The sequence below is a fragment of the Actinomadura meridiana genome (assembly GCF_039537545.1).
Taxonomy (GTDB): domain Bacteria; phylum Actinomycetota; class Actinomycetes; order Streptosporangiales; family Streptosporangiaceae; genus Spirillospora; species Spirillospora meridiana.
The window spans coordinates 863,944-883,568 of the sequence record NZ_BAABAS010000005.1 but is presented as its reverse complement, the minus strand read 5'-3'; the positions used below and the strand labels follow the sequence as shown (position 1 = coordinate 883,568).

Annotated in this window: 20 protein-coding genes; 11 read left to right on the top strand and 9 right to left on the bottom strand. The window is 70.7% G+C overall.

Translation table 11 applies throughout. The annotated features are described in order from the left end of the window. Positions 1-81: 81 nt before the first annotated feature. The 6 genes from ABD808_RS13355 to ABD808_RS13330 all read right to left on the bottom strand — a co-directional run bounded on the left by ABD808_RS13355 (position 82) and on the right by ABD808_RS13330 (position 6,981). On the bottom strand, positions 82-717 hold the full coding sequence (locus tag ABD808_RS13355; RefSeq protein WP_344895267.1) for a hypothetical protein: 636 nt from the start codon (positions 715-717) through the stop codon (positions 82-84). A gap of 46 nt (positions 718-763) precedes the next feature. Next, the gene (locus ABD808_RS13350; RefSeq protein ID WP_344895416.1) at positions 764-1,630 is read right to left on the bottom strand and encodes a ParA family protein; all 867 of its coding nucleotides are present in this window, start codon (positions 1,628-1,630) and stop codon (positions 764-766) included. A gap of 143 nt (positions 1,631-1,773) precedes the next feature. Further along, positions 1,774-2,805 carry a site-specific tyrosine recombinase XerD gene (gene xerD, locus ABD808_RS13345; RefSeq protein ID WP_344895264.1) on the bottom strand — a complete coding sequence of 344 codons (1,032 nt, stop codon included), beginning with the start codon at positions 2,803-2,805 and terminating at the stop codon, positions 1,774-1,776. A 36-nt stretch (positions 2,806-2,841) separates the two neighbouring features. Further along, entirely contained in the window at positions 2,842-3,471 is a 630-nt protein-coding gene (locus tag ABD808_RS13340; RefSeq protein WP_344895261.1) for an NUDIX domain-containing protein, read from the bottom strand. Beyond that, the gene (pyrG, locus tag ABD808_RS13335) at positions 3,468-5,192 is read right to left on the bottom strand and encodes a CTP synthase (RefSeq protein WP_344895258.1); all 1,725 of its coding nucleotides are present in this window, start codon (positions 5,190-5,192) and stop codon (positions 3,468-3,470) included. The genes ABD808_RS13340 and pyrG overlap by 4 nt, the downstream gene beginning before the upstream one ends. Before the next feature lie 97 nt (positions 5,193-5,289). Further along, positions 5,290-6,981, bottom strand: coding sequence for a coiled-coil domain-containing protein (locus tag ABD808_RS13330; protein ID WP_344895255.1), 1,692 nt, complete (start codon positions 6,979-6,981; stop codon positions 5,290-5,292). A gap of 45 nt (positions 6,982-7,026) precedes the next feature. Between ABD808_RS13330 and ABD808_RS13325 the strand changes: the two genes are divergently transcribed. The 10 genes from ABD808_RS13325 (at position 7,027) to ehuA (ending at position 15,534) form a co-directional block, all read left to right on the top strand. Beyond that, complete coding sequence (locus ABD808_RS13325; protein ID WP_344895252.1) at positions 7,027-7,350, top strand: hypothetical protein; 324 nt, start codon at positions 7,027-7,029, stop codon at positions 7,348-7,350. Then, positions 7,347-8,315: a prolyl aminopeptidase gene (gene pip / locus ABD808_RS13320; RefSeq protein WP_344895249.1), complete on the top strand. Its 969-nt coding sequence runs from the start codon at positions 7,347-7,349 to the stop codon at positions 8,313-8,315. The genes ABD808_RS13325 and pip overlap by 4 nt, the downstream gene beginning before the upstream one ends. 614 nt (positions 8,316-8,929) lie before the next feature. Beyond that, a complete protein-coding gene (gene ectA, locus ABD808_RS13315) occupies positions 8,930-9,481 on the top strand; it encodes a diaminobutyrate acetyltransferase (RefSeq protein WP_344895246.1) in 552 nt (183 codons plus the stop codon). Positions 9,482-9,535: 54 nt separating this feature from the next. Beyond that, entirely contained in the window at positions 9,536-10,798 is a 1,263-nt protein-coding gene (ectB, locus tag ABD808_RS13310; protein ID WP_344895243.1) for a diaminobutyrate--2-oxoglutarate transaminase, read from the top strand. 89 nt (positions 10,799-10,887) lie between these two features. Next, the gene (locus ABD808_RS13305) at positions 10,888-11,283 is read left to right on the top strand and encodes an ectoine synthase (RefSeq protein ID WP_344895240.1); all 396 of its coding nucleotides are present in this window, start codon (positions 10,888-10,890) and stop codon (positions 11,281-11,283) included. Continuing rightward, the gene (thpD, locus tag ABD808_RS13300) at positions 11,280-12,188 is read left to right on the top strand and encodes an ectoine hydroxylase (RefSeq protein WP_344895237.1); all 909 of its coding nucleotides are present in this window, start codon (positions 11,280-11,282) and stop codon (positions 12,186-12,188) included. The genes ABD808_RS13305 and thpD overlap by 4 nt, the downstream gene beginning before the upstream one ends. A gap of 105 nt (positions 12,189-12,293) precedes the next feature. After that, positions 12,294-13,187, top strand: coding sequence for an ectoine/hydroxyectoine ABC transporter substrate-binding protein EhuB (ehuB, locus tag ABD808_RS13295; protein WP_344895234.1), 894 nt, complete (start codon positions 12,294-12,296; stop codon positions 13,185-13,187). A gap of 4 nt (positions 13,188-13,191) precedes the next feature. Further along, a complete protein-coding gene (gene ehuC, locus ABD808_RS13290; protein ID WP_344895231.1) occupies positions 13,192-13,908 on the top strand; it encodes an ectoine/hydroxyectoine ABC transporter permease subunit EhuC in 717 nt (238 codons plus the stop codon). After that, positions 13,908-14,567, top strand: a complete 660-nt coding sequence (gene ehuD / locus ABD808_RS13285; RefSeq protein WP_344895229.1) for an ectoine/hydroxyectoine ABC transporter permease subunit EhuD — start codon at positions 13,908-13,910, stop codon at positions 14,565-14,567. The genes ehuC and ehuD overlap by 1 nt, the downstream gene beginning before the upstream one ends. Then, positions 14,554-15,534 carry an ectoine/hydroxyectoine ABC transporter ATP-binding protein EhuA gene (ehuA, locus tag ABD808_RS13280; RefSeq protein ID WP_344895226.1) on the top strand — a complete coding sequence of 327 codons (981 nt, stop codon included), beginning with the start codon at positions 14,554-14,556 and terminating at the stop codon, positions 15,532-15,534. The genes ehuD and ehuA overlap by 14 nt, the downstream gene beginning before the upstream one ends. Positions 15,535-15,667: 133 nt before the next feature. Here the strand turns inward: ehuA and ABD808_RS13275 are convergent, their stop codons facing one another. Further along, positions 15,668-16,408, bottom strand: coding sequence for a TetR/AcrR family transcriptional regulator (locus ABD808_RS13275; RefSeq protein ID WP_344895223.1), 741 nt, complete (start codon positions 16,406-16,408; stop codon positions 15,668-15,670). Between the two features lie 71 nt (positions 16,409-16,479). On the opposite strand from ABD808_RS13275, the gene ABD808_RS13270 reads away from it, so the two are divergent. Then, a complete protein-coding gene (locus ABD808_RS13270) occupies positions 16,480-18,024 on the top strand; it encodes an FAD-dependent monooxygenase (RefSeq protein WP_344895220.1) in 1,545 nt (514 codons plus the stop codon). Positions 18,025-18,081: 57 nt separating this feature from the next. Here the strand turns inward: ABD808_RS13270 and ABD808_RS13265 are convergent, their stop codons facing one another. Beyond that, positions 18,082-18,315 carry a hypothetical protein gene (locus tag ABD808_RS13265; RefSeq protein WP_344895412.1) on the bottom strand — a complete coding sequence of 78 codons (234 nt, stop codon included), beginning with the start codon at positions 18,313-18,315 and terminating at the stop codon, positions 18,082-18,084. A gap of 252 nt (positions 18,316-18,567) precedes the next feature. Continuing rightward, positions 18,568-19,623, bottom strand: a complete 1,056-nt coding sequence (locus ABD808_RS13260; protein WP_344895217.1) for an SGNH/GDSL hydrolase family protein — start codon at positions 19,621-19,623, stop codon at positions 18,568-18,570. Between the last annotated feature and the right edge of the window lie 2 nt (positions 19,624-19,625).

Below are 19,625 nucleotides of genomic sequence, written 5' to 3'. Positions count from 1 at the left end.
CGTCCCACGCGCGGCGCGTGCTCGCGCCCAGGCCGGACCCGGCACCGAACACGGGGGTGAGGGTGGGAGCGGGCCGGGTGGTCACTCGCCGATGAGGCGGCGGACGATGCCCTCCACGTACGACTGGGTGAACGTCGTCGGCGGCCCGTTGATCTCCACCTGCCCGCCCGAGATGGCCTCGGCCACCTGCGCGGGCTCCGACACCAGGGCGCCGCCGACAAGCATGCCCATGGTCTTGGCCGGAAGCCCGCCCCGGGACGCCTCCGCGGCCTTCCCGGTCAGGGTCGCGAAGCCGGTGGCGTCGGTGGACGTCAGCGTCAGCGCCACCCCCCAGGCGGTGCGGCCCCGCGCCGGGTCGGGCCGCATCGCCTCGACCCGTTCGAGGCGGCGCACCGTCAGTGCGTCCGTCCCGAACACGTAGCAGGCGGACTTGGCGGGGTCGGGCAGCGCACCGCCCGTGCAGGGCGGCGCCGACTGCTGGGCGACCAACGTGAACGTCAGCGGCTGACGCAGGTCGACCGGGCCGGACGACAGCGGCTCGGACGAGTCGTCGTCCGGCAGCACGAGGAGGGCGACGACCGCCACCGCCACAATCAGCGCGATCACGGCGACGGCCGCCGCCACCGCGATGGCGAGCGGTTTCCCGTTCCGTCCCGGTGGGGGCGGCGGGACGGCCGTGGGCGGCGGCGCGTACGGGGAGCCCGGGGGCTGGCTCACGATGCGTCCGTTCGTCAGGGGCGGCCCGGTGGCAGCCCACGGGAGCTCACGCCAACTCGGCCCACCGGGCCAGCACCTCCCGGGCCAGGGACCGGTAGGCGTTCGCGCCCATCGAGTTCGGGTCGAAGAACGTGATCGGCTCCCCCGCGACGGTCGCGTCCGGGAACCGGACGGTGCGGTTGATGACGGTGTGGAACACGTTGTCGCCGAACGCCTCGACGATGCGTCCGAGGACCTCGCGGGTGTGCAGGGTCCGCGAGTCGTACATGGTGCCGAGGACGCCGTCGATCACCAGGTCCGGGTTGATGCGGCCCTGCACCTTCTCGATGGTCTCCATCAGCAGCGCCACGCCCCGCATCGCGAAGTACTCGCACTCCAGCGGGATCAGCACGCCCTCGCTGGCGGCCAGCGCGTTGATGGTGAGCAGGCCGAGCGACGGCTGGCAGTCGATGAGGATGTAGTCGTAGTCCGCGACGGCCGACTTCAGCGCGCCCTGCAAGATGTACTCGCGGCCGACCTCGTGGACGAGCTGGACCTCGGCGCCGGACAGGTCGATGTTGCTCGGCAGCAGGTCCATCCCGTCGACGCCGGTTTCGATGACGACGTCCTCCCACTCGGTGTCGCGTTCGAGCAGCATGTTGTGGACCGTGACGTCGAGCTGGCGCGGGTCGCCCTTGCCGAGGCCGACCGACAGGGCGCCCTGCGGATCGAAGTCGACGAGCAGGATGCGGCGGCCTGCCTCGGCGAGCGCCGCGCCCAAGTTGATCGTCGTGGTGGTCTTGCCGACGCCGCCCTTCTGGTTGCAGACGGCCACGATCCGTGCGGGCCCGTGCTCGTCCAGCGGTTCCGGCTCCGGAAAGACCGGCACCGGCCGCTGGGTGGGCCCGAGGGCCCGTCTAGGGTCGCTCTCTATGGTGGCGGAGGACAGGACTCCATCCGCACCGTCAGTGCTGGTCACCAGATCCCTCCAGGTGGCGCGGAAATGCCATCCGAACGCGGACTCTAGGGCCGTCTCTGCCACACCTCAAGCCGACGCGCGCCGATCGTCGCGATTTGTCAAGTCCGGGCACGAGGGTGTGAGGTGGCATAAACCTCCCGCAGCATCTGCACCGTCACCAGCGTGTACACCTGCGTCGTGGTCACCGAGGCGTGGCCCAGAAGCTCCTGGACGACGCGGACGTCCGCTCCCCCGTCCAGCAGATGCGTCGCGAACGAATGCCGCAGCGTGTGCGGCGACACCTCCGACAGGTGCGCCCGGTCGGCGGCGGCGCGCAGCACCATCCACGCGCCCTGCCGCGACAGCCGCCCGCCGCGCGCGTTCAGGAACAGGGCGGGGCCGCCGCGCCCGGCCGCCGCCAGCTCGGGGCGGGCCCGCACCAGGTAGGCGTCCACGGCCTCGCGGGCGTAGTCACCGATCGGCACGACCCGGCCCTTGCCGCCCTTGCCCGCGACGCGGACGAACCCGTCCCGCGCGTCGAGATCGTCGACGTCGAGACCGACGGCCTCGGAGATCCGGGCGCCCGACCCGTACAGCAACTCCAGCAGCGCCCGGTCGCGCAGGGCGCGGGCGGCGCCGGACTCGCCGGACGGTCCGGCCGCCGCGGCGAGGAGCCGCTCGACCTGGTCCAGCGAGATCGCCTTGGGGAGACGGCGGGGCGGCGTCGGCGGCTTCACCTCGTGCGCCGGGTCGCGCGCCGACAGGCCCTCGCGGACCGCGAACCGGTGCAGGCCCCGGACGGCGACGAGAGCGCGCGCAGCCGACCCCGCCGACAGCGGCGGATGGTCGTCGTCGCCCTCGCGGAGCGCCACCAGGAACGCGCGGACGTCGTCCTCGGTGATGTCGCCGATCGCGGCGCGGCCCCGTCCGTCCTGGACCTGCGTGTACCGGCGCAGGTCACGGCGGTAGGAGCTGAGCGTGTTGGCGGCCAGCCCCCGCTCGACGGCCAGATGCCCCAGGTAGGTGCGCACGGTCGAGCCGAGCGCGGAACCGGGGTCGGAGTCGAGGACGGGGGACGTCGCGGTGCTCCGGGGGGTCGGGGACAGTGCGGCACCTCTTCCGGCCGTGGGCTCCGGGGACCCGCCCATCATGCCCCCTCCGGTCGCCCGGAGGGGGCTTCCCCGGGCTCAGCCCTCCGGCGCGTCGGCCGGACGCAGGTCGACGAACCCGGAGGCGCGCGCCGCGTACGCCGCGAGGACGCCCATGCAGGCGAGCCCGTTGTGCACCTCACCCGACAGGACCTTGTGGACGGCCTCGTCCAACGGCACCCACACGACCGGCATGTCGGCCTCCTCATGGACGCGCTCGAAGTCGATCTGCTCCACCGGCACCTCGGTGAGGTCGCGGGCCAGGAAGACCCGGACGCGCTCGCTCGACATGCCGGGCGAGGTGAACATGTCGAGGAGGGTGTCCCAGCGGTCGGCGCGGTACCCGGCCTCCTCCAGCAGTTCCCGCTCGGCGAGCTTGGGGAGGGGCTCGCCGGCCACGTCCCGCAGCCCGGCGGGGATCTCCCACAGCAGCCGCTCCACCGGGTGCCGGTACTGCCGCAGCAGCAGCACCCGGTCGCGGTCGTCCAGGGCGAGGACGGCGACGGACCCGAGGTGTTCGAGCACGTCGCGGTCGACGATCTCGGTGCCGTCGCCGCGCGGCATCTCGACCCGGTCCCTGCGAACGCCGAACACCTTGCCCTGGAAGACCGGGGCCGCCGCCACGACCGTCCAGCGTTCGGGCAGGTCGCGGACGTCGTCGGGCGTCACGGCGCCGTCACGTTCCCGGAGACGCCGCTCTCGGCGGCCTCGGGGGCGGCGCCCCCGGCGCGGGCCTGCGCGTAGTCGAGCGCGGCGGAGACCAGCCCCGTGAACAGCGGGTGCGGGCGCGTCGGGCGGGACCGGAACTCCGGGTGCGCCTGCGTCCCCACGAAGAAGGGATGCTGTTCGCGCGGCAGTTCCGCGTACTCGACGAGACGCCCGTCCGGCGACAGGCCGGAGAACCGGAGCCCGGCCCGCTCCAGCCGGTCGCGGTAGGCGTTGTTGACCTCGTACCGGTGCCGGTGCCGCTCGGACACCTTCGGCTCCCCGTACAGCTCTTGGACGACCGAGCCGTCCGCGAGGTCGGCCGGGTACAGGCCGAGCCGCATCGTGCCGCCCATGTCGCGCTCCCCGGCGACGACGTCGAGCTGCTCGGCCATCGTCGCGACCACCGGGTCGGCGGTGGTGTCGTCGAACTCGGCGCTGCCCGCGCCCGCGAGGCCGCCGAGCGTCCGCGCCGCCTCGATGACCATGCACTGCAACCCGAGGCAGATGCCGAGCAGCGGCACCCGGTTCTCGCGGGCGTGCCGCACCGCGCCGATCTTCCCCTCGATGCCGCGGACCCCGAACCCGCCGGGGATGAGGACGCCGTCGACGCCGTCCAACTCCCGCTCGGCGCCCTCGGGGGTCTCGCAGTCGTCGCTCTTCACCCAGCGGATGTGCACCTTGGCGTCGTTGCCGAACCCGCCGTGCCGCAGCGCCTCGGTGACCGACAGGTAGGCGTCGGGCAGGTCGATGTACTTGCCGACCAGGGCGATCGTGACCTCGCGGGCGGGCTTGTGGACGCGGCGCAGCAGTTCGTCCCAGGCGCCCCAGTCGACGTCGCGGAACGGCAGGCCGAGCCGCCGCACCACGTAGGCGTCCAGGCCCTCGGAGTGCAGCACGCGCGGGATGTCGTAGATGCTCGCGGCGTCGACCGCGGACACCACGGCCTCCCGGTCGACGTCGCACATCAGGCTGATCTTGTGCTTGAGCCCGTCGGTGATCGGCCGGTCGGACCGGCACACGATCGCGTCGGGCTGGATGCCGATGGAGCGCAGCGCGGCGACCGAGTGCTGCGTCGGCTTGGTCTTCAGCTCCCCGGACGGCCCGATGTAGGGCAGCAGCGACACGTGCAGGAAGAAGCAGTTCTCCCGGCCGATCTCGTGCCGGATCTGCCGCACCGACTCCAGGAACGGCAGGGACTCGATGTCGCCGACCGTCCCGCCGACCTCGGTGATGACGACGTCCACCTCGGCGTCGGCGTCGACCGCCATGGCCCGGATCCGGTCCTTGATCTCGTTGGTGATGTGCGGGATCACCTGGACGGTGTCGCCGAGGTACTCCCCGCGCCGCTCCTTGGCGATCACGTTGGAGTACACCTGACCGGTCGTGACGTTCGCGGACCCGTGCAGTTCGGTGTCGAGGAACCGTTCGTAGTGTCCGATGTCCAGGTCGGTCTCGGCGCCGTCGTCGGTGACGAACACCTCGCCGTGCTGGAACGGGTTCATCGTCCCGGGGTCGACGTTCAGGTAGGGGTCGAGCTTCTGCATGGTGACGCGGAGGCCGCGGAGGGTGAGAAGCCGTCCCAGGCTGGACGCCGTCAGCCCCTTGCCGAGGCTGGAGGCGACACCGCCGGTGACGAACAGATGCTTGGTAGGCCGTGATCTACCGGTGGCTGCCGAAGGCAAGAAGGCGCTCCCGTGGTCGTTGCGAGGCGGACGAATCTCACTTGTCCACGGGCCACCAGGATAACAGCCCTGCTAACGCACGAGTACACGGCTCCCCTCACGGGCCGAAGGAGGAGGGGAGGGCGTTCGAGCCCGCGGGCATGATCGTGCGTAGTTGGCGAGTGAGTTCGTCGATCAGGGAGCGGGCCTGGTCGGCGGCCTGGCGGGCCGCGTCGCGTTCCTGGGACAGCTCGGCGATCTGGGCGCGCTGCTCGGTGACGGCCTGGGCCAGTTGGTCGACCCACTGGTCGCGTTCGGCGAGCTTCTCGGCGACGGCGTCGCGTTCGGCGGCGAGCTGGCGCATCGCGGCGACGGTCTTGTCGCGTTCGCGACCGGCCTGGTCGGCGCGGCCGCGGGCCAGGGTCAGCTCGGACTCGGCGCGCGCCTGCGCCTGGACGGCGCCCTCGCGGGCCCGTTCGGCGGTCTCGCGCGCCTTGGCGTTGCCGTCGCGTTCGCGTTCGGCCTTCTTTGCGGCCTCCAGCGACTGCGCGGCCGTGTCGAGGGCCTGCTGGCGCTCGGACTCGGCGACGTCGGCGCGTCCGGTGGCGTCCTGGGCGCGGCGGTCGGAGTCCTGCGCCCGGCGGTCGGCGTCCTGGGCACGGCGCTCGTTCTCCTGGGCGCGGCGCTCGGCGACCTCGGCGCGGCGGCGGGACTCGTCGGCCTCCTTGCCCGCGGCGACGACGGCGTGCTGGAGGTTCTGCGCGGTCATCTCGGCGTCGGTGACCTTGGAGCGCAGCTTGGCCATCTCGGTGTGCGCGCCCTCCAGCCCGCGCGACAGCTCCGCGGCCTGCTCGGCGACGCGGTCGCGTTCGGACTCGGCGGAGCGGCGCCCGCCGACGGCGTCCTCGACGGCGCGCAACGCGTCGTCGCGGGCCTCGCTCATGGCGTCGCGCTGCTGGATGGCCTGCCGGACGGTGGCCTCGGTCTCGGCGACGCGGCGTTCGGCCTGCTCGACCTGCGCCTGCACCTGTTCCAGCTGTGCGCGCGCCTGGTCGGCCTGGGCGCGGGCCTGGTCGGCCTGGACACGCCCCTGCTGGGCCTGGTTCCAGGCGGCGGCCGCGTCGCGCTGCGAGTTCTCGCGCTCGGTCTGGAGCGCGGCGATCTGCGCGACGGCCTCCTTCTGCACGTCGGCGGCGCGGCGGTCGGCGTCGGCGTACTGCCGCTCGGCCTCGACGGCGCGGCGCTCGGCCTGCTCGGCCTGACCACGGGCGCGCTGCACCTCACCCCAGGCGGCCGCGGCGTCGCGCTGCGCGGACTCCTTCTCGGCCGTGACCCCGGCGATCTGCGCGGCGCTCTCGTTCTGCGCCTCGACGGCGCGGCGCTCGGCCTGCTCGGCCTGACCACGGGCGCGCTGCACCTCACCCCAGGCGGCCGCGGCGTCGCGCTGCGCGGACTCCTTCTCGGCCGTGACAGCCGCGACCTGCGTGGCGATCTCGCTATGCGCCTCGGTGACCTTGCGCTCGCCCGCGGCGAGGGCGTCGCCGATGAGGTCGGCCATCTGGCGGAGCCGCTCGACGATGTCCCACGGCTGCGCCTCGGGCTGCTCGACCTCGGGACGCACGGACTCGCGAGGACGGCCGGGCGGCAGCCCCGGCTGCCCGGGTTGACCGGGTTTGCCCAGCTGGATCGGCTGCTGGGCGGCGGGCACGTTGGTCTCCGCCGGGCGGCCGGGGTCGCGTCCCATGGCGGGCCAGGGGGACGCGGCGTCCGGGATCCCGCGGGAACCGCCCGATCCGTTCAGCTCGCTCACCGCTCTCCCCGCCTCGCGGCTCGGAGCCGTCCACACTGAAGCGGCATGGCTCTGCCCAACGCGGTGACCGCGTTCCTCGCCCGACGGCTCGTCATCTCGCTCACGTGTCTCCTCGCCCGGCGGCGCGCGGCCGCGTTCGCGGGGGTGGGTGTGCACTTCATGTTCGCTCCGCCTCCGGCTCGTCGACCCGTCGCGTCGCTCACTGAAGGCACTCTAGCCCCGACCAGCGGAACGTTTGCCCAGATTGGGGTTTACTTTCTCGGCCTCCGCGCGGTGTTCGCGCACGCCGGAGGCCTGGTCGGGGTGCGGACGGCCCGCGCGGCGGTGCCGTGGGTCACATCGGCCGGGTGGGAGAATCGAGCCCCATGAGGCTTCGCACCCTGTACCCGTCGATCGAGCCCTACGACTCCGGGACACTCGACGTCGGCGACGGCAACCGGATCTACTGGGAGGTGTGCGGCAACCCGGACGGCAAGCCCGCCGTGATGCTGCACGGCGGCCCCGGTGCCGGTTGCACCCCGGACCACCGCCGCCAGTTCGACCCGGAGGCGTACCGGATCGTCCTGTTCGACCAGCGCAACTGCGGGCGCAGCCTGCCGCACGCGAAGGACCCGGAGGTGTCGCTGGAGGCGAACACCACCTGGCACCTCGTCGCCGACATGGAGCGGCTGCGCGAGCATCTGGGCGTCGACCGGTGGCTGGTGTTCGGCGGGAGCTGGGGCAGCGCGCTGGCGCTGGCCTACGCGCAGACGCATCCGGAGCGGGTGTCGGAGCTGGTGCTGCGCGGGATCTTCACGCTGCGGCCGTTCGAGCTGTACTGGTTCTACCAGGAGGGCGCGTCGCTGCTGTTCCCCGATCTGTGGGAGAAGTACGTCGCGCCGATCCCCGAGGACGAGCGTGAGGACCTCATCTCGGCGTTCCACGAGCAGTTGGAGTCCCCCGACCGGGACGTGCGGATCGCGGCGGCCAAGGCGTGGTCGACCTGGGAGGGCGCGACGATCACGCTGCGGCCCAACCCGGAGATGGTCGCCGACTTCGGCGAGCCCGACTACGCGGTGGCGTTCGCCCGCATCGAGAACCACTACTTCGTCAACGAGGGCTTCCTTGAGGACGAGCAGCTGATCCGGGACGTCGCCAAGATCCGCGACATCCCGGCCGTGATCGTGCAGGGACGTTATGACGTGTGCACGCCGCCCGCGACGGCGTGGGATCTGCACCGCGCGTGGCCGGAGGCGGAGTTCCATCTCGTGGACGACGCCGGGCACGCCTTCACCGAGCCGGGCATCCTGCACCGTCTGATCGAGGCGACCGATCGGTTCGCCGGGAAACTCTGAGTCTCTTCCTCGGACGGGTCGACGCCCCGTCGCGGCGTGAAACGGACCAGTCGGAAAGTCTCGGACGGCGAGACCGGAATCACCGGCCGGAGGGGGCCTCCGGAACCAGGTTTTGGAGGCCCCGCAAACCGTCCAAATTGCCGCAATTCTTACTATTTCGCCATCCACCTATTACCGTTTTGCCGGTAAAGATGCCACGTGATGGTGAGCCGAACCGATCCCGGGGACACGCCGTGGCGCCCTGTCCCACACCCGTCCCAGGGCACCCGCGACCGGACGACCTCGTCCGATACGACGTGACGCTCGCCGCACCCGAGCCGTTGACATGAAATCAAAGTGACTTACCTCACACAACCGATACACAAATCCGCTCCCCATGTCGCGACAGAACATTAAGGTGGCGTTCAGGAAGCGTCCGGGCGCAGTCGCCGCCGAAGGCGGCAGTACCTCCTGCGTATCACGGGGAAAAGCGGACAATCGTCAGTGTGAACGCTCACGGAATTGCACCGAATTCGGCAAAGCCCTTAACCCTACCCACCGCGGTAGGGCGGTAAACATCCTGCCGATAACATTACTCTGCGATCACGGCGCGAGATTCGCTAAGTTGCCTGGACATGGCAACGCAACCCCTGGAATCACCGACCCGGCGCCCCGGCGCAAGCGAGACGAACGCGGCCGTGCTACTCCAGGAGCCGAGCCCCGCCGACGGCCCGGAGCTGTGGCGACTGGCCCGGGACTCACGGGTCCTGGACGTCAACTCGCCATACAGCTACACCCTTTGGTGCCGCGATTTCGCCGAGACTTCCGTGGTGGCGCGCGACGATGACGGCGTCCCCTGCGGATTCGTCACCGGATACGTCCGCCCATCACGTCCGGACACGTTCTTCGTGTGGCAGGTGGCCGTCGGCCGCACCCACCGCGGCCGCGGGCTCGCCCGCCGCATGCTCGACCGCCTCGCCGACCGGCTCGCCCCGCGCGGGCACCGGTTCATGGAGGCCACTGTCACACCGGACAACGCCGCGTCGACCGCGATGTTCGAGGCGTTCGCCCGCGGCCGCGGGTGTCGACTCGCCCGCAGCCCGTTGTTCGGCTCAGAGCACTTTCCCGAGACGGGACACGCTCCCGAGGTGCTGTTCAGGATCGGCCCGATCGCCGGCGCGAACTGATGACACGTCATGCCCCGTCCGTCGCCCACCGCCTACCCTGCCTTGGAGGCAGAAATGGACGTCTTCGCCCGCCTGGAATCCGAAGTCCGCGGCTACTGCCGAAGCTGGCCCACGGTGTTCAACACCGCCAGCGGAAGCCACATGACCGATGAGAACGGCAAGACCTACCTGGACTTCTTCGCCGGCGCGGGAACGCTCAACTACGGGCACAACAACCCGCAACTGAAACGCAGGCTGCTCGACTATCTCGCGGGCGACTCCGTCGTTCACAGTCTCGACATGTACACCACGGCCAAACAAGACTTCCTGGAACGATTCAACGACATCGTTCTGCGGCCCCGCGGTCTCGACTACAAGGTCCAGTTCCCCGGCCCCGCGGGCAACAACTCCGTCGAGGCGGCGCTGAAGCTCGCCCGCAAGTACACCGGCCGCGAGACCGTCGTCAGCTTCACCAACGCCTTCCACGGGATGACGCTCGGCGCGCTCGCCGTCACCGGCAACTCGATGAAGCGCACCGGCGCGGGCGTCCCGCTGGGCAACAGCGTCGCGATGCCCTACGACAACTACCTGGACGGCAGGACGCCCGACTTCCTGCTGTTCGAGACGATGCTGGACGACAGCGGCAGCGGCCTCGACAAGCCCGCCGCCGTCATCGTGGAGACGGTGCAGGGCGAGGGCGGCATCAACGTCGCCACCGCCGAGTGGCTGCGCGGCCTCCAGGACCTGTGCCGCCGCCACGACATCCTGCTCATCGTCGACGACGTGCAGATGGGCTGCGGCCGCACCGGCGCGTTCTTCTCCTTCGAGGAGGCGGGGATCGTCCCGGACATCGTCTGCCTGTCCAAGTCCCTCAGCGGCTACGGGCTGCCGTTCGCGGTCACGCTGATGAAGCGGGACCTGGACGTGTGGGACCCGGGCGAGCACAACGGCACCTTCCGCGGCTTCAACCCCGCGTTCGTCACCGCCGTCGCCGCCCTGGAGGACTACTGGCGCGACGAGGACCTGGAGAAGCAGACCGTCGCCAAGGGCCGGCAGGTCCAGGCGGCGCTCGAGTCGATCGCGCTGTCGCACGCGGGCGCCGTCGACTCCGTCCGCGGCCGGGGCCTCGCGTGGGGCCTGGTGATGAACGACGCCGAGATGGCGCCGAAGGTGTGCGGCGAGGCGTTCGCGCGCGGACTGCTGATGGAGACCTCCGGTCCGGAGGGCGAGGTGGTCAAGCTGCTGCCGCCGCTCACCACGACCGAGGCCGAGCTGGACCGCGGGCTGGAGATCATCGCGGACTCGCTGGAGGCCGTCCGCCAGAAGGTCACCGTCTGACCCGTCCGCGATCCGCGGTCCACGTCCGCCCGGCGTGCCGGGGCCCCGGCGCGGGGCCCCGCCCGGGCACACCCGGAAAGAGGAGATTCATGATCGTTCGTTCCCTTGACGAGATCATCGGCACCGACCGCGACGTGCAGGCCCCGACCTGGTGCAGCCGCCGCTTCGTGCTCGCCAAGGAGGGCGTCGGATTCTCGCTACATGAAACGATCTTGTACGCGGGCACCGAGACGAAGATGTGGTACGCGAACCACATCGAGGCCGTCTACTGCATCGGCGGCACGGGGGAGCTCACCAACGACGAGACCGGTGAGAAGCACAAGATCGAGCCGGGCGTCATGTACCTGCTGGACGGTCACGAGCACCACACCCTGCGCGCCCACACGGATCTGCGCACGGTCTGCGTGTTCAACCCGCCCTGCACCGGCCGGGAGGTCCACGACGAGAACGGGGTGTATCCGCTGCTGACCGAGGAGGACGCGTGAGCATCATCGAGTCCCACCCGACCATCGACGACGCCTACCCCACCCGCAAGTGCGCCGAGGCGGCGCTGCTGTACCGGCAGGACCCGGTGGTGCGCGGCGGCCCCGCCGACGGCCCGGTCGACGAGGCCGACCTCGACGGATTCGAGGCGAACGGCTTCCTCACCGTGGACCAGTTGCTCGCCCCCGAGGAGGTCGAGGATTTCCGCGCCGAACTGCGGCGACTGTCACGCGACCCACAGATCCTGGCGGACGAGCGAACGGTCACCGAGCGGGGTTCCGACGAGGTCCGTTCGATCTTCGAGGTTCACAAGATCAGTGAGGTGTTCGCGAGCCTCGTGCGCGACCCGCGCGTCGTCGGCCGGGCCCGGCAGATTCTCGGCTCGGAGGTTTACGTCCACCAGAGCCGGGTCAACTACAAGCCAGGATTCACTGGCAAGGACTTCTACTGGCACTCGGATTTCGAGACCTGGCACGCGGAGGACGGCATGCCCCGGATGCGCGCGGTGAGCATATCCATCGCGCTCACCGAGAACTTCGTGCACAATGGCGGACTAATGATCATGCCTGGTTCGCACCGGACCTTCGTGGCCTGTGTCGGTGAGACCCCGGACGACCACTACAAGGAGTCCCTGCGCGGCCAGGAGATCGGGACGCCCGACCCGGCCAGCCTGTCGATACTCGCCGACAAACACGGCATCGAACTGTTCACAGGGCCCGCGGGTTCTGCCACCATGTTCGACTGCAACTGCATGCACGGGTCGAACGGGAACATCACCCCGTTCCCCCGCTCGAACGTGTTCATCGTGTTCAACAGCGTCGAGAACACGTGCGTCGAACCGTTCTCGGCTCCCGCACCGCGTCCGGAGTTCATCGGCGCCCGCGACTTCACCCCAGTGGGCGGCTGAATGAAGACAACAATTCAATAACCCGACACATCAACCCCGCGCCCGCCCGGGGGACCGTTCGGTCCTCTGGGCGGGCGCGGAGTTCACACATCCAGGAGATCGATGATGACTTCCTCGAGACGCGACTTCCTGCGCACCGCCGTGCTGCTGTCCGCCGCGGTACCGCTGGCCGCGGCGGGCTGCTCCACGACGGATCCGGAAGAGGAGCGTTCCGGCGGGGGAACGTTGCAGAAGGCGAAGGACGCGGGGTCGATCACGGTCGGCTTCGCCAACGAGGCGCCGTACGGCTACACCGACAAGTCCGGCAAGCTGACCGGGGAGGCGCCGGAACTGGCCCGCGCCATCTTCAAGACGCTCGGGATCGACGAGGTCAAGGGCGTCCAGGTCGACTTCGGCGGGCTGATCGGCGGGCTCAACGCCAAGCGCTTCGACGCGATCGCCGCGGGGATGTTCATCACGCCGGAACGCTGCGCCTCGGCGGCGTTCGCCAACCCGGAGTACGTCGCCAAGAGCGCCTTCATGGTCCGCAAGGGCAACCCGAAGGGCCTCAAGGGCGCCAAGGACCCGGCCGCGAAGGGCGTCAAGGTCGGGGTGATGACCGGCGCGGTCGAGGCCACCTATGCCGAGAAGACCGGGGTCTCCAAGGGGAACATCAAGACGTTCGCCGACCAGCCGAGCGCGTTCGAGGGGCTCAAGGCGGGCCGCATCGACTGCATCTGGCTGACCCGCATCTCGCTGGCCGACCTGCTGTCCAAGCACGAGAACGAGGGCTTCGAGGTGACCGAGCCGTTCACCCCCGTGATCGACGGCAAGGAGCAGTTCGGCGCGGGCGCGTTCGCGTTCCGCAAGGCCGACTCCGACCTGCTGACCGCCTGGAACACCGAACTCGACAAGCTGAAGCAGCAGAACAAGCTGCTGCCGGTCCTGCAACCCTTCGGGTTCACCCAGGCGGAGATGCCCACCGCGGACGACACCGCCGCCAAGTTCTGCAAGGGCTGAGCCGGTGGCTGACGTCCTCGACAGCTACCAACAGTGGCTGGACGGCGCGTGGGTCACGATCAAGCTCACCCTGCTCGGCGGCGCGCTGGCGCTGGGCCTCGCCCTGATCTTCGGGCTGGCGGGCACGTCGCGACACTCCTGGGTGCGGGTGCTGAACCGGGTGTACGTGGAGTTCTTCCGCGGCAACGCGACGCTGGTGCTGCTGTTCTGGTTCTTCTACGCGCTGCCGCTGCTCGGCCTGCGGTTCACCACCATGTTCGCGGCGATCCTCGCGCTCGGCCTCAACGTCGGCGCCTACGGCGCGGAGGTCGTGCGCGGCTCCATCAACGCCGTGCCGAAGGCCCAGTACGAGGCCACGGTGGCGCTGAACTTCACGCCCTACCAGCGCATGCGCCGCGTCATCCTGCCCCAGGGCATCGCGCTGATGCTGCCCCCGTTCGGCAACCTGATCATCGAGCTGATGAAGGGCACGGCCATCGTGTCGCTCGTCGGCCTGGTCGACCTGACCCGCGTGTCGAAGAACATCCAGGGCAGCACCGGCCAGACCGTCGCGGCGTTCTCGATGGTGCTCGTGCTGTACTTCGTCATCGCACAGATCCTTCTGTTGTTCGTCCGGTACGCCGAGCGGCGCGTGGACCGCATGCTCGGACGCCGACCGTCCCGTGAACCGTCCCTCGGGACGATCGCCGCGGGCGCGCCCGGAGCGGGGGTGGGCGGCTGATGAACGTCGAATGGGACTGGTCCTACTCGTGGGACATCCTGCCCGACCTGCTCGACGGCCTGCGCTACACGGTCATCGCCACGCTCGCTGGCTACGTGATCGCGCTGGTGCTGGGGCTCGTGTGGACGCTGCTGCGCCGCTCCCCCAGCCGGATCCTCAACCAGACCGTCCGGTGGATCACCGAGTTCATCCGGTGCACGCCGCTGATCCCCCAGCTGTACTTCGTGTTCTTCGTCCTGCCCGCCTGGGGCCTGACGATCGGATCGCTCACGGCCGGGATCATCACGCTCGGCGTCCACTACTCGACCTACACCGCCGAGGTGTACCGGGCCGGGATCTCCGACGTCCCGAAGGGCCAGTGGGAGGCGGCCACGGCGCTGAACCTGCCGCGGTCGCGGGTCTGGCTGGACGTCGTCCTGCCGCAGGCGATCCGCCGGGTCATCCCGACGCTCGGCAACTACCTGATCGCGATGTTCAAGGACTCGCCGTACCTGATGGCGATCAACGTCGCGGAACTGCTCTTCTCCGCCAACAAGGTGGGCGCGAAGACGCTCCAGTTCCTGGAGCCGATCACGATGGTCGGTCTCCTGTTCATCGTGGTCAGCGTCATATCCTCGATACTCGTCCGCCGCCTGGAGAGGCGCTATGCCACCAACTGACACGACACCCGACGACCCCACGCCCAATGACCCTCAGGGCGCGACCTCGGCGGAGGATGCGGGCACCGGCAAGGACGTGCCCACGCGCAAGGACGACCCGGCGAAGAGCGACCTGACGAAGGGCGACCCGGCCAAGGGCGTCCCGGCGAAGAGCGATCCGGCGAAGAGCGGGGCCGCCGCCGACCTGCCGCACGGCGAGGCGCCGGGCATCCGCTTCGAGAAGGTGGTCAAGCGCTTCGGCCAGAACGTGGTGCTCCGCGAGCTCGACTTCACCGTGGCGCCGGGCGAGCGGGTGACGCTGATCGGGCCGAGCGGATCGGGCAAGACCACGATCCTGCGGCTGCTGATGACGCTGGAGAAGCTCGACGAGGGCGTCATCTGGATCGGCGACGAGATGCTGTGGCACATGGACAAGGGCGGCAGACGCCTCCCTGCCAGCCAGAAGCACCTGCACGAGATGCGCAAGCAGGTCGGCATGGTCTTCCAGCAGTTCAACCTGTTCCCCAACATGAACGTGCTGCGCAACCTCACCGAGGGGCCGGTGCGGGTGCTGGGCGTGTCCAAGGACGAGGCGGTCGAACGCGCCAAGGGCCTGCTCGACATGGTCGGGCTCGCCGACAAGATCAACTCGCATCCGACCCAGCTGTCGGGCGGCCAGCAGCAGCGGGTGGCGATCGCGCGGGCGCTCGCCATGCAGCCGCGGGTGCTGCTGCTGGACGAGGTCACCTCCGCCCTGGACCCCGAGCTCGTCGTCGGCGTCCAGGACCTGCTGCGCGACATCGCCCGGCAGAGCGACCTGACCATGCTGTGCGTCACCCACGAGATGACCTTCGCCAGGGACATCTCCAACCGCGTCCTGATGTTCGACGAGGGCCAGATCGTCGAGGAGGGTCACCCCGACCAGATCTTCGGCGAACCCTCCGAACAACGCACCCGGGACTTCCTCCAGGCCGTCCTCGCCTCCTAGACGAACCGCCCCGACGACCACGAGCCGCCCGCGTCCCCCCACGGGACGCGGGCGGCTCGCGTTTCACCTGGACGCGGGCGGATCGTGTTTCGTCTGGACGCCGATGGGCCCGTGTTTCGGCTGGCCCCCGGCCTCAGCGGTCGGGGAGGGTGAGGTTCATGCGGGTCGCGGCGCCGTGCAGGAGGGCGGACAGGCCGCGCTGGAAGCGGTCGCGTCCGGACACGCCGCCGGTCAGGTGCGACCAGACCGTCGCGGGGTCGTCGGCACCGCTGAACAGCGCCTGGATGTGCGGGTAGTCGCCGGTGGCGATCTGCGCCTGGGCGAACCGGGCCGCGGCGGTGTCGGCCGTGGGCTCTCCCCCTGAACGCGCTTCGTCGGCGCGCAGGGCGCTGCCCTGGACGTAGTCGTCGACCATGCCGAGCAGCGCGAATCGCGAGGGCGCGTCCAGCCCGGTCCCGGCGACGGCGGCCAGCGACTGCTCGAAGTGCCGCATCGCGTTCGGCCCGGTCGGGGCGTTCCGCAGATGGTGCGGCGCCCACGGATGGCGCATCAGGACGTCCCAGGTGCGCGTCGCGATCGCGGTGAGCCCGTCGTACCAGCCGGGCGGCAGCTCCCCCGGCGGGATCAGCACCTCGGCCATGATCGCGTCGTCCATCAGCGCGACGAGCTCGTCCTTCGTGCGGACGTAGTGGTACAGGGTCATCGTCCCGGCGCCGAGGTCGGCGGCGATCCGACGCATGGACACCGCGGCGAACCCCTCGGCGTCGGCGATCGCCAGCGCGGCCGCCGCGAGCTGGTCGCGGGTGAACTTCGGCCGCCGAGTGCCGGGCTCCGGGCGGGTCCAGATCAGCGCCCCGTCCTCAACGCTTGCCATTCGTACACCGTACCGCTAGCGTTATTCGTACGCCGTACTAGAAGTTGGTACATTGTACGAAGGAGAGTGCCATGACGGATGTCGACGTGCTGGTCGTCGGAGCGGGGCCGACCGGGCTGACGCTGGCCTGCTGTCTCGCGGCGCGGGGCGTCACGTGCCGCGTCGTCGACCGGGCGGAGCGGTTCGCGGGCGGGTCGCGCGCCGACGGCATCCAGCCGCGCACGCTGGAGGTCTTCGGCGACCTCGGCGTGCTCGACCCGATCCTGTCCGCCGGGGACCTGGGCATGGTCATGCGCGCCTACCAGGGCGACGAGGTCGTCTGGGAGGGACGGATGACCGAACCCGCCGACCCGGCCCCGTCCGTGCCGTACCCGAACGTCTGGTTCGTCCCGCAGTTCCGCACCGAGGAGATCCTCCGCGAGCGGCTCGCCGACCTCGGCGGGCGCGTGGAGCCGTCCACCGAACTGACCGACCTCGCCCAGGACGCGGACGGCGTGACCGCCACGCTCTCCGTCGACGGGACGCCGGAGACCGTCCGCGCCACGTACCTGGTGGGCGCGGACGGCGGATCGAGCACCGTGCGCAAGCGCCTCGGCATCGCGTTTCCCGGCGAGACCGACGAGAACACCACGATGCTGTTCGCGGACGCCCGGGTGGACGGGATCACCCACGACCACGGGCGGATCTGGCCCTCCGGCGGCACCCTGGTGATGGCGACGCCGCTCGCCGGGACCGACCTGTTCGTCGTGACCGCGCCGCCGCCCGAGTCGCCCACCGCGTCGATCCACGACCACCTGCAACACCACATCACCACGGCGTCCGGACGCCAGGACATCCTGGTCCGCGAGGTGACCTGGCACACCGTCTGGCGGGAGAACACCCGCCTGGCCGAGCGGTTCCGCGACGGCCGGGTCTTCCTCGCCGGAGACGCCGGGCACGTGCACCCGCCGACCGGCGGCCAGGGCATGAACACCGGCATCCAGGACGCGTACAACCTCGCCTGGAAGCTCGCCGCCGTCCTGTCCGGCGCCCCCGACAGCCTTCTGGACAGTTACGAGCCCGAGCGGATGGCGGCGGCGCGCGCCGCGCTGGACATCAGCTCGGCCCTCCTGGAAAAGCACAAGCGCGGTGACGACGACGCGCACGTGCGCGGCCCCGAGGTGTACGGGCTGACGCTGAACTACCGGGGCGGGCCGCTCTCCCGCGACGACCGCGACCGGCCCGGACCGGTCACGGCGGGCGACCGGGCTCCGGACGCCCCGGTGACCACGGCCGACGGCCGCGCGTCACGGCTGTTCGACCTGTTCCGCGGCCCCCACTGGACGCTGCTGGGCTTCGGCGCCGCGCGTTCCGGTGCGGTCGCGGCCCTCGGTGACCGGCTCGGCGGGGCGCTGCGCGGGTACACCGTCGTCCGCCCGGGCGAGCCGGTCGGGGACGATGCCGTGCTCGACGTCAACGGACATGTTTCGGAGGGCTACGCGGCGGACGACGGCACGTTCGTGCTCGTCCGCCCGGACGGCTACCTCGGGCTGGTCACCGACAACGCGGAACGGGTCGTCGACTACTGGACGGCACTGCACGGCACCGATCGGGCGGTGGCCGTCCGGAGCTCCTAGGCCCCGGACGGCCGACCAGCCGATCCCGGAGGGGTCACCACGCCAGTCCCGGAGCGGTCACCACCAGGGCGCGGGCTTGCCCGGGGTGTGGAGCCAGACGTTGAAGAAGGCGTCGAGGTCCTGGCCGGAGATCTTCTCGGCGAGGGCCTCGTACTCCTCGGTGGTGGCATTGCCGTACCTGTGGTCCGCGAGCCAGGTGCGGGTCAGGTGGAGGAAACGGTCCGTACCGATCCTGTCGCGGAGGGCCTCCAGGGCCATGCCGCCGCGGAAGTAGATCGCGCGGTGGAAGATCTGGTCGCGGGTCGGGTCGGCGATGACGACGTCCCAGAACCTCCGGGCGCGGTTCCGGCATCTGCGGCGGGTCGGCGTAGATCTGCTTGAACGATTCCAGTGCGGACGGGCCGCCGTGCCACTCGGCCCAGAACTTCTCCGTCCAGAGCGCGTAGCTGCGGTGGCGCGTTGATGACCAGGCGGTCGCCCCGGGTCTCGGCCCTGGTGCCGAGGGCGGCGCAGGCGCGGGTGAAGCGGTCGGCGATCCAGCGGTCAGGACAGCGGGCGGCCGGGTCCCTTCTTGATCTGCTCGGCGAACAGGGCGGCGAGGGCGTGCTGCCCCGCGATGGTCGGGTGGTAGCTGCGCGGTTCCGCCGCGAACTCCGGCAGGTTCAGCAGCAGGCCGTTCATGTAGGCGTTGCCGCTGCCCACCTCGTGGCCCGCGAACGCGCTGTAGGCGTCGACGAACTCGACGCTGCCGGTGCCGTGCCGGGCGGCGATCCGTGCGTCGGTCTCCGCCGCCGACTGGCGGATGAGCTGTCCGAGGTCGTAGGCCCGCGCGTTCAGCCACCGCTGGTCGGACACGCTGATGTTGTCGCCGCCCACGCCGTCGACCTCGGAGAACGCCTTCGGATACCCCATCAGGATCACCCGCGCCCGCGGCGCCCGCGTGGTGATCTTGTCGAGCAGGCCGGGCAGGTTCTGCCGCAGCGCGGCCATCTGCCGGGCGACGTCGTCCCCCTGCCGGGTGCAGCTCCGGCTCCACGGCAACTTGATCACACACCCGGCGAGGACCCTGGAGAACCCGACGTCGTTGCCGCCGATGCTCAGCGTGACCAGGCTGGTGTCGGCGCCGATGCGGCCGAGCTGCGACGGCTCCCCGCCCCGCCCGTTCAGGAAGTCGGGGATGGTCGCGCCGGAGCAGGCCCAGAACGAGCTGCCCTTCGCGAACCGGAACGCCCGCGACACCTCGTGGTAGTACGCCTTCGACGTGCGGTGACACCGGTCGAGAGGGTTCTTGTCCCCCACGGTCGCCTCCGCGCCGAGCCCCGCCGAGTACGAGTCGCCGAGGGCCACGTAGGAACCCCAGGTCGCCGCCTCGACCGGCGTCGGCGGCTGCTCGGCCGCGACCGGATCGGCGCGCGCCTCCATCGGCTGGGGCTCGCGGCAGCCGCTGCCGAACATCTCGCAGCGTGCCGCGGGCAGCGCCACCAGCGGCAGGAGGGCCAGCGCCAGCAGCCCCACCAGCAGGACGATCCCGAAACGCCGTTCGCCGAGGCGGTCGCGCAGCCATGCCACCGGGTTGATCATCGTCCTCCCTCGTTCCATGA

Coding starts and splice junctions, on each gene's coding strand:
- xerD (WP_344895264.1), bottom strand. CDS start 2,805: ATGATGGGCGGGTCCCCGGAGCCCACGGCCGGAAGAGGTGCCGCACTG.
- ABD808_RS13325 (WP_344895252.1), top strand. CDS start 7,027: ATGGCTCTGCCCAACGCGGTGACCGCGTTCCTCGCCCGACGGCTCGTC.
- pip (WP_344895249.1), top strand. CDS start 7,347: ATGAGGCTTCGCACCCTGTACCCGTCGATCGAGCCCTACGACTCCGGG.
- ectA (WP_344895246.1), top strand. CDS start 8,930: ATGGCAACGCAACCCCTGGAATCACCGACCCGGCGCCCCGGCGCAAGC.
- ectB (WP_344895243.1), top strand. CDS start 9,536: ATGGACGTCTTCGCCCGCCTGGAATCCGAAGTCCGCGGCTACTGCCGA.
- ABD808_RS13305 (WP_344895240.1), top strand. CDS start 10,888: ATGATCGTTCGTTCCCTTGACGAGATCATCGGCACCGACCGCGACGTG.
- ehuB (WP_344895234.1), top strand. CDS start 12,294: ATGACTTCCTCGAGACGCGACTTCCTGCGCACCGCCGTGCTGCTGTCC.
- ehuD (WP_344895229.1), top strand. CDS start 13,908: ATGAACGTCGAATGGGACTGGTCCTACTCGTGGGACATCCTGCCCGAC.
- ehuA (WP_344895226.1), top strand. CDS start 14,554: ATGCCACCAACTGACACGACACCCGACGACCCCACGCCCAATGACCCT.
- ABD808_RS13275 (WP_344895223.1), bottom strand. CDS start 16,408: ATGGCAAGCGTTGAGGACGGGGCGCTGATCTGGACCCGCCCGGAGCCC.
- ABD808_RS13270 (WP_344895220.1), top strand. CDS start 16,480: ATGACGGATGTCGACGTGCTGGTCGTCGGAGCGGGGCCGACCGGGCTG.
- ABD808_RS13260 (WP_344895217.1), bottom strand. CDS start 19,623: ATGGAACGAGGGAGGACGATGATCAACCCGGTGGCATGGCTGCGCGAC.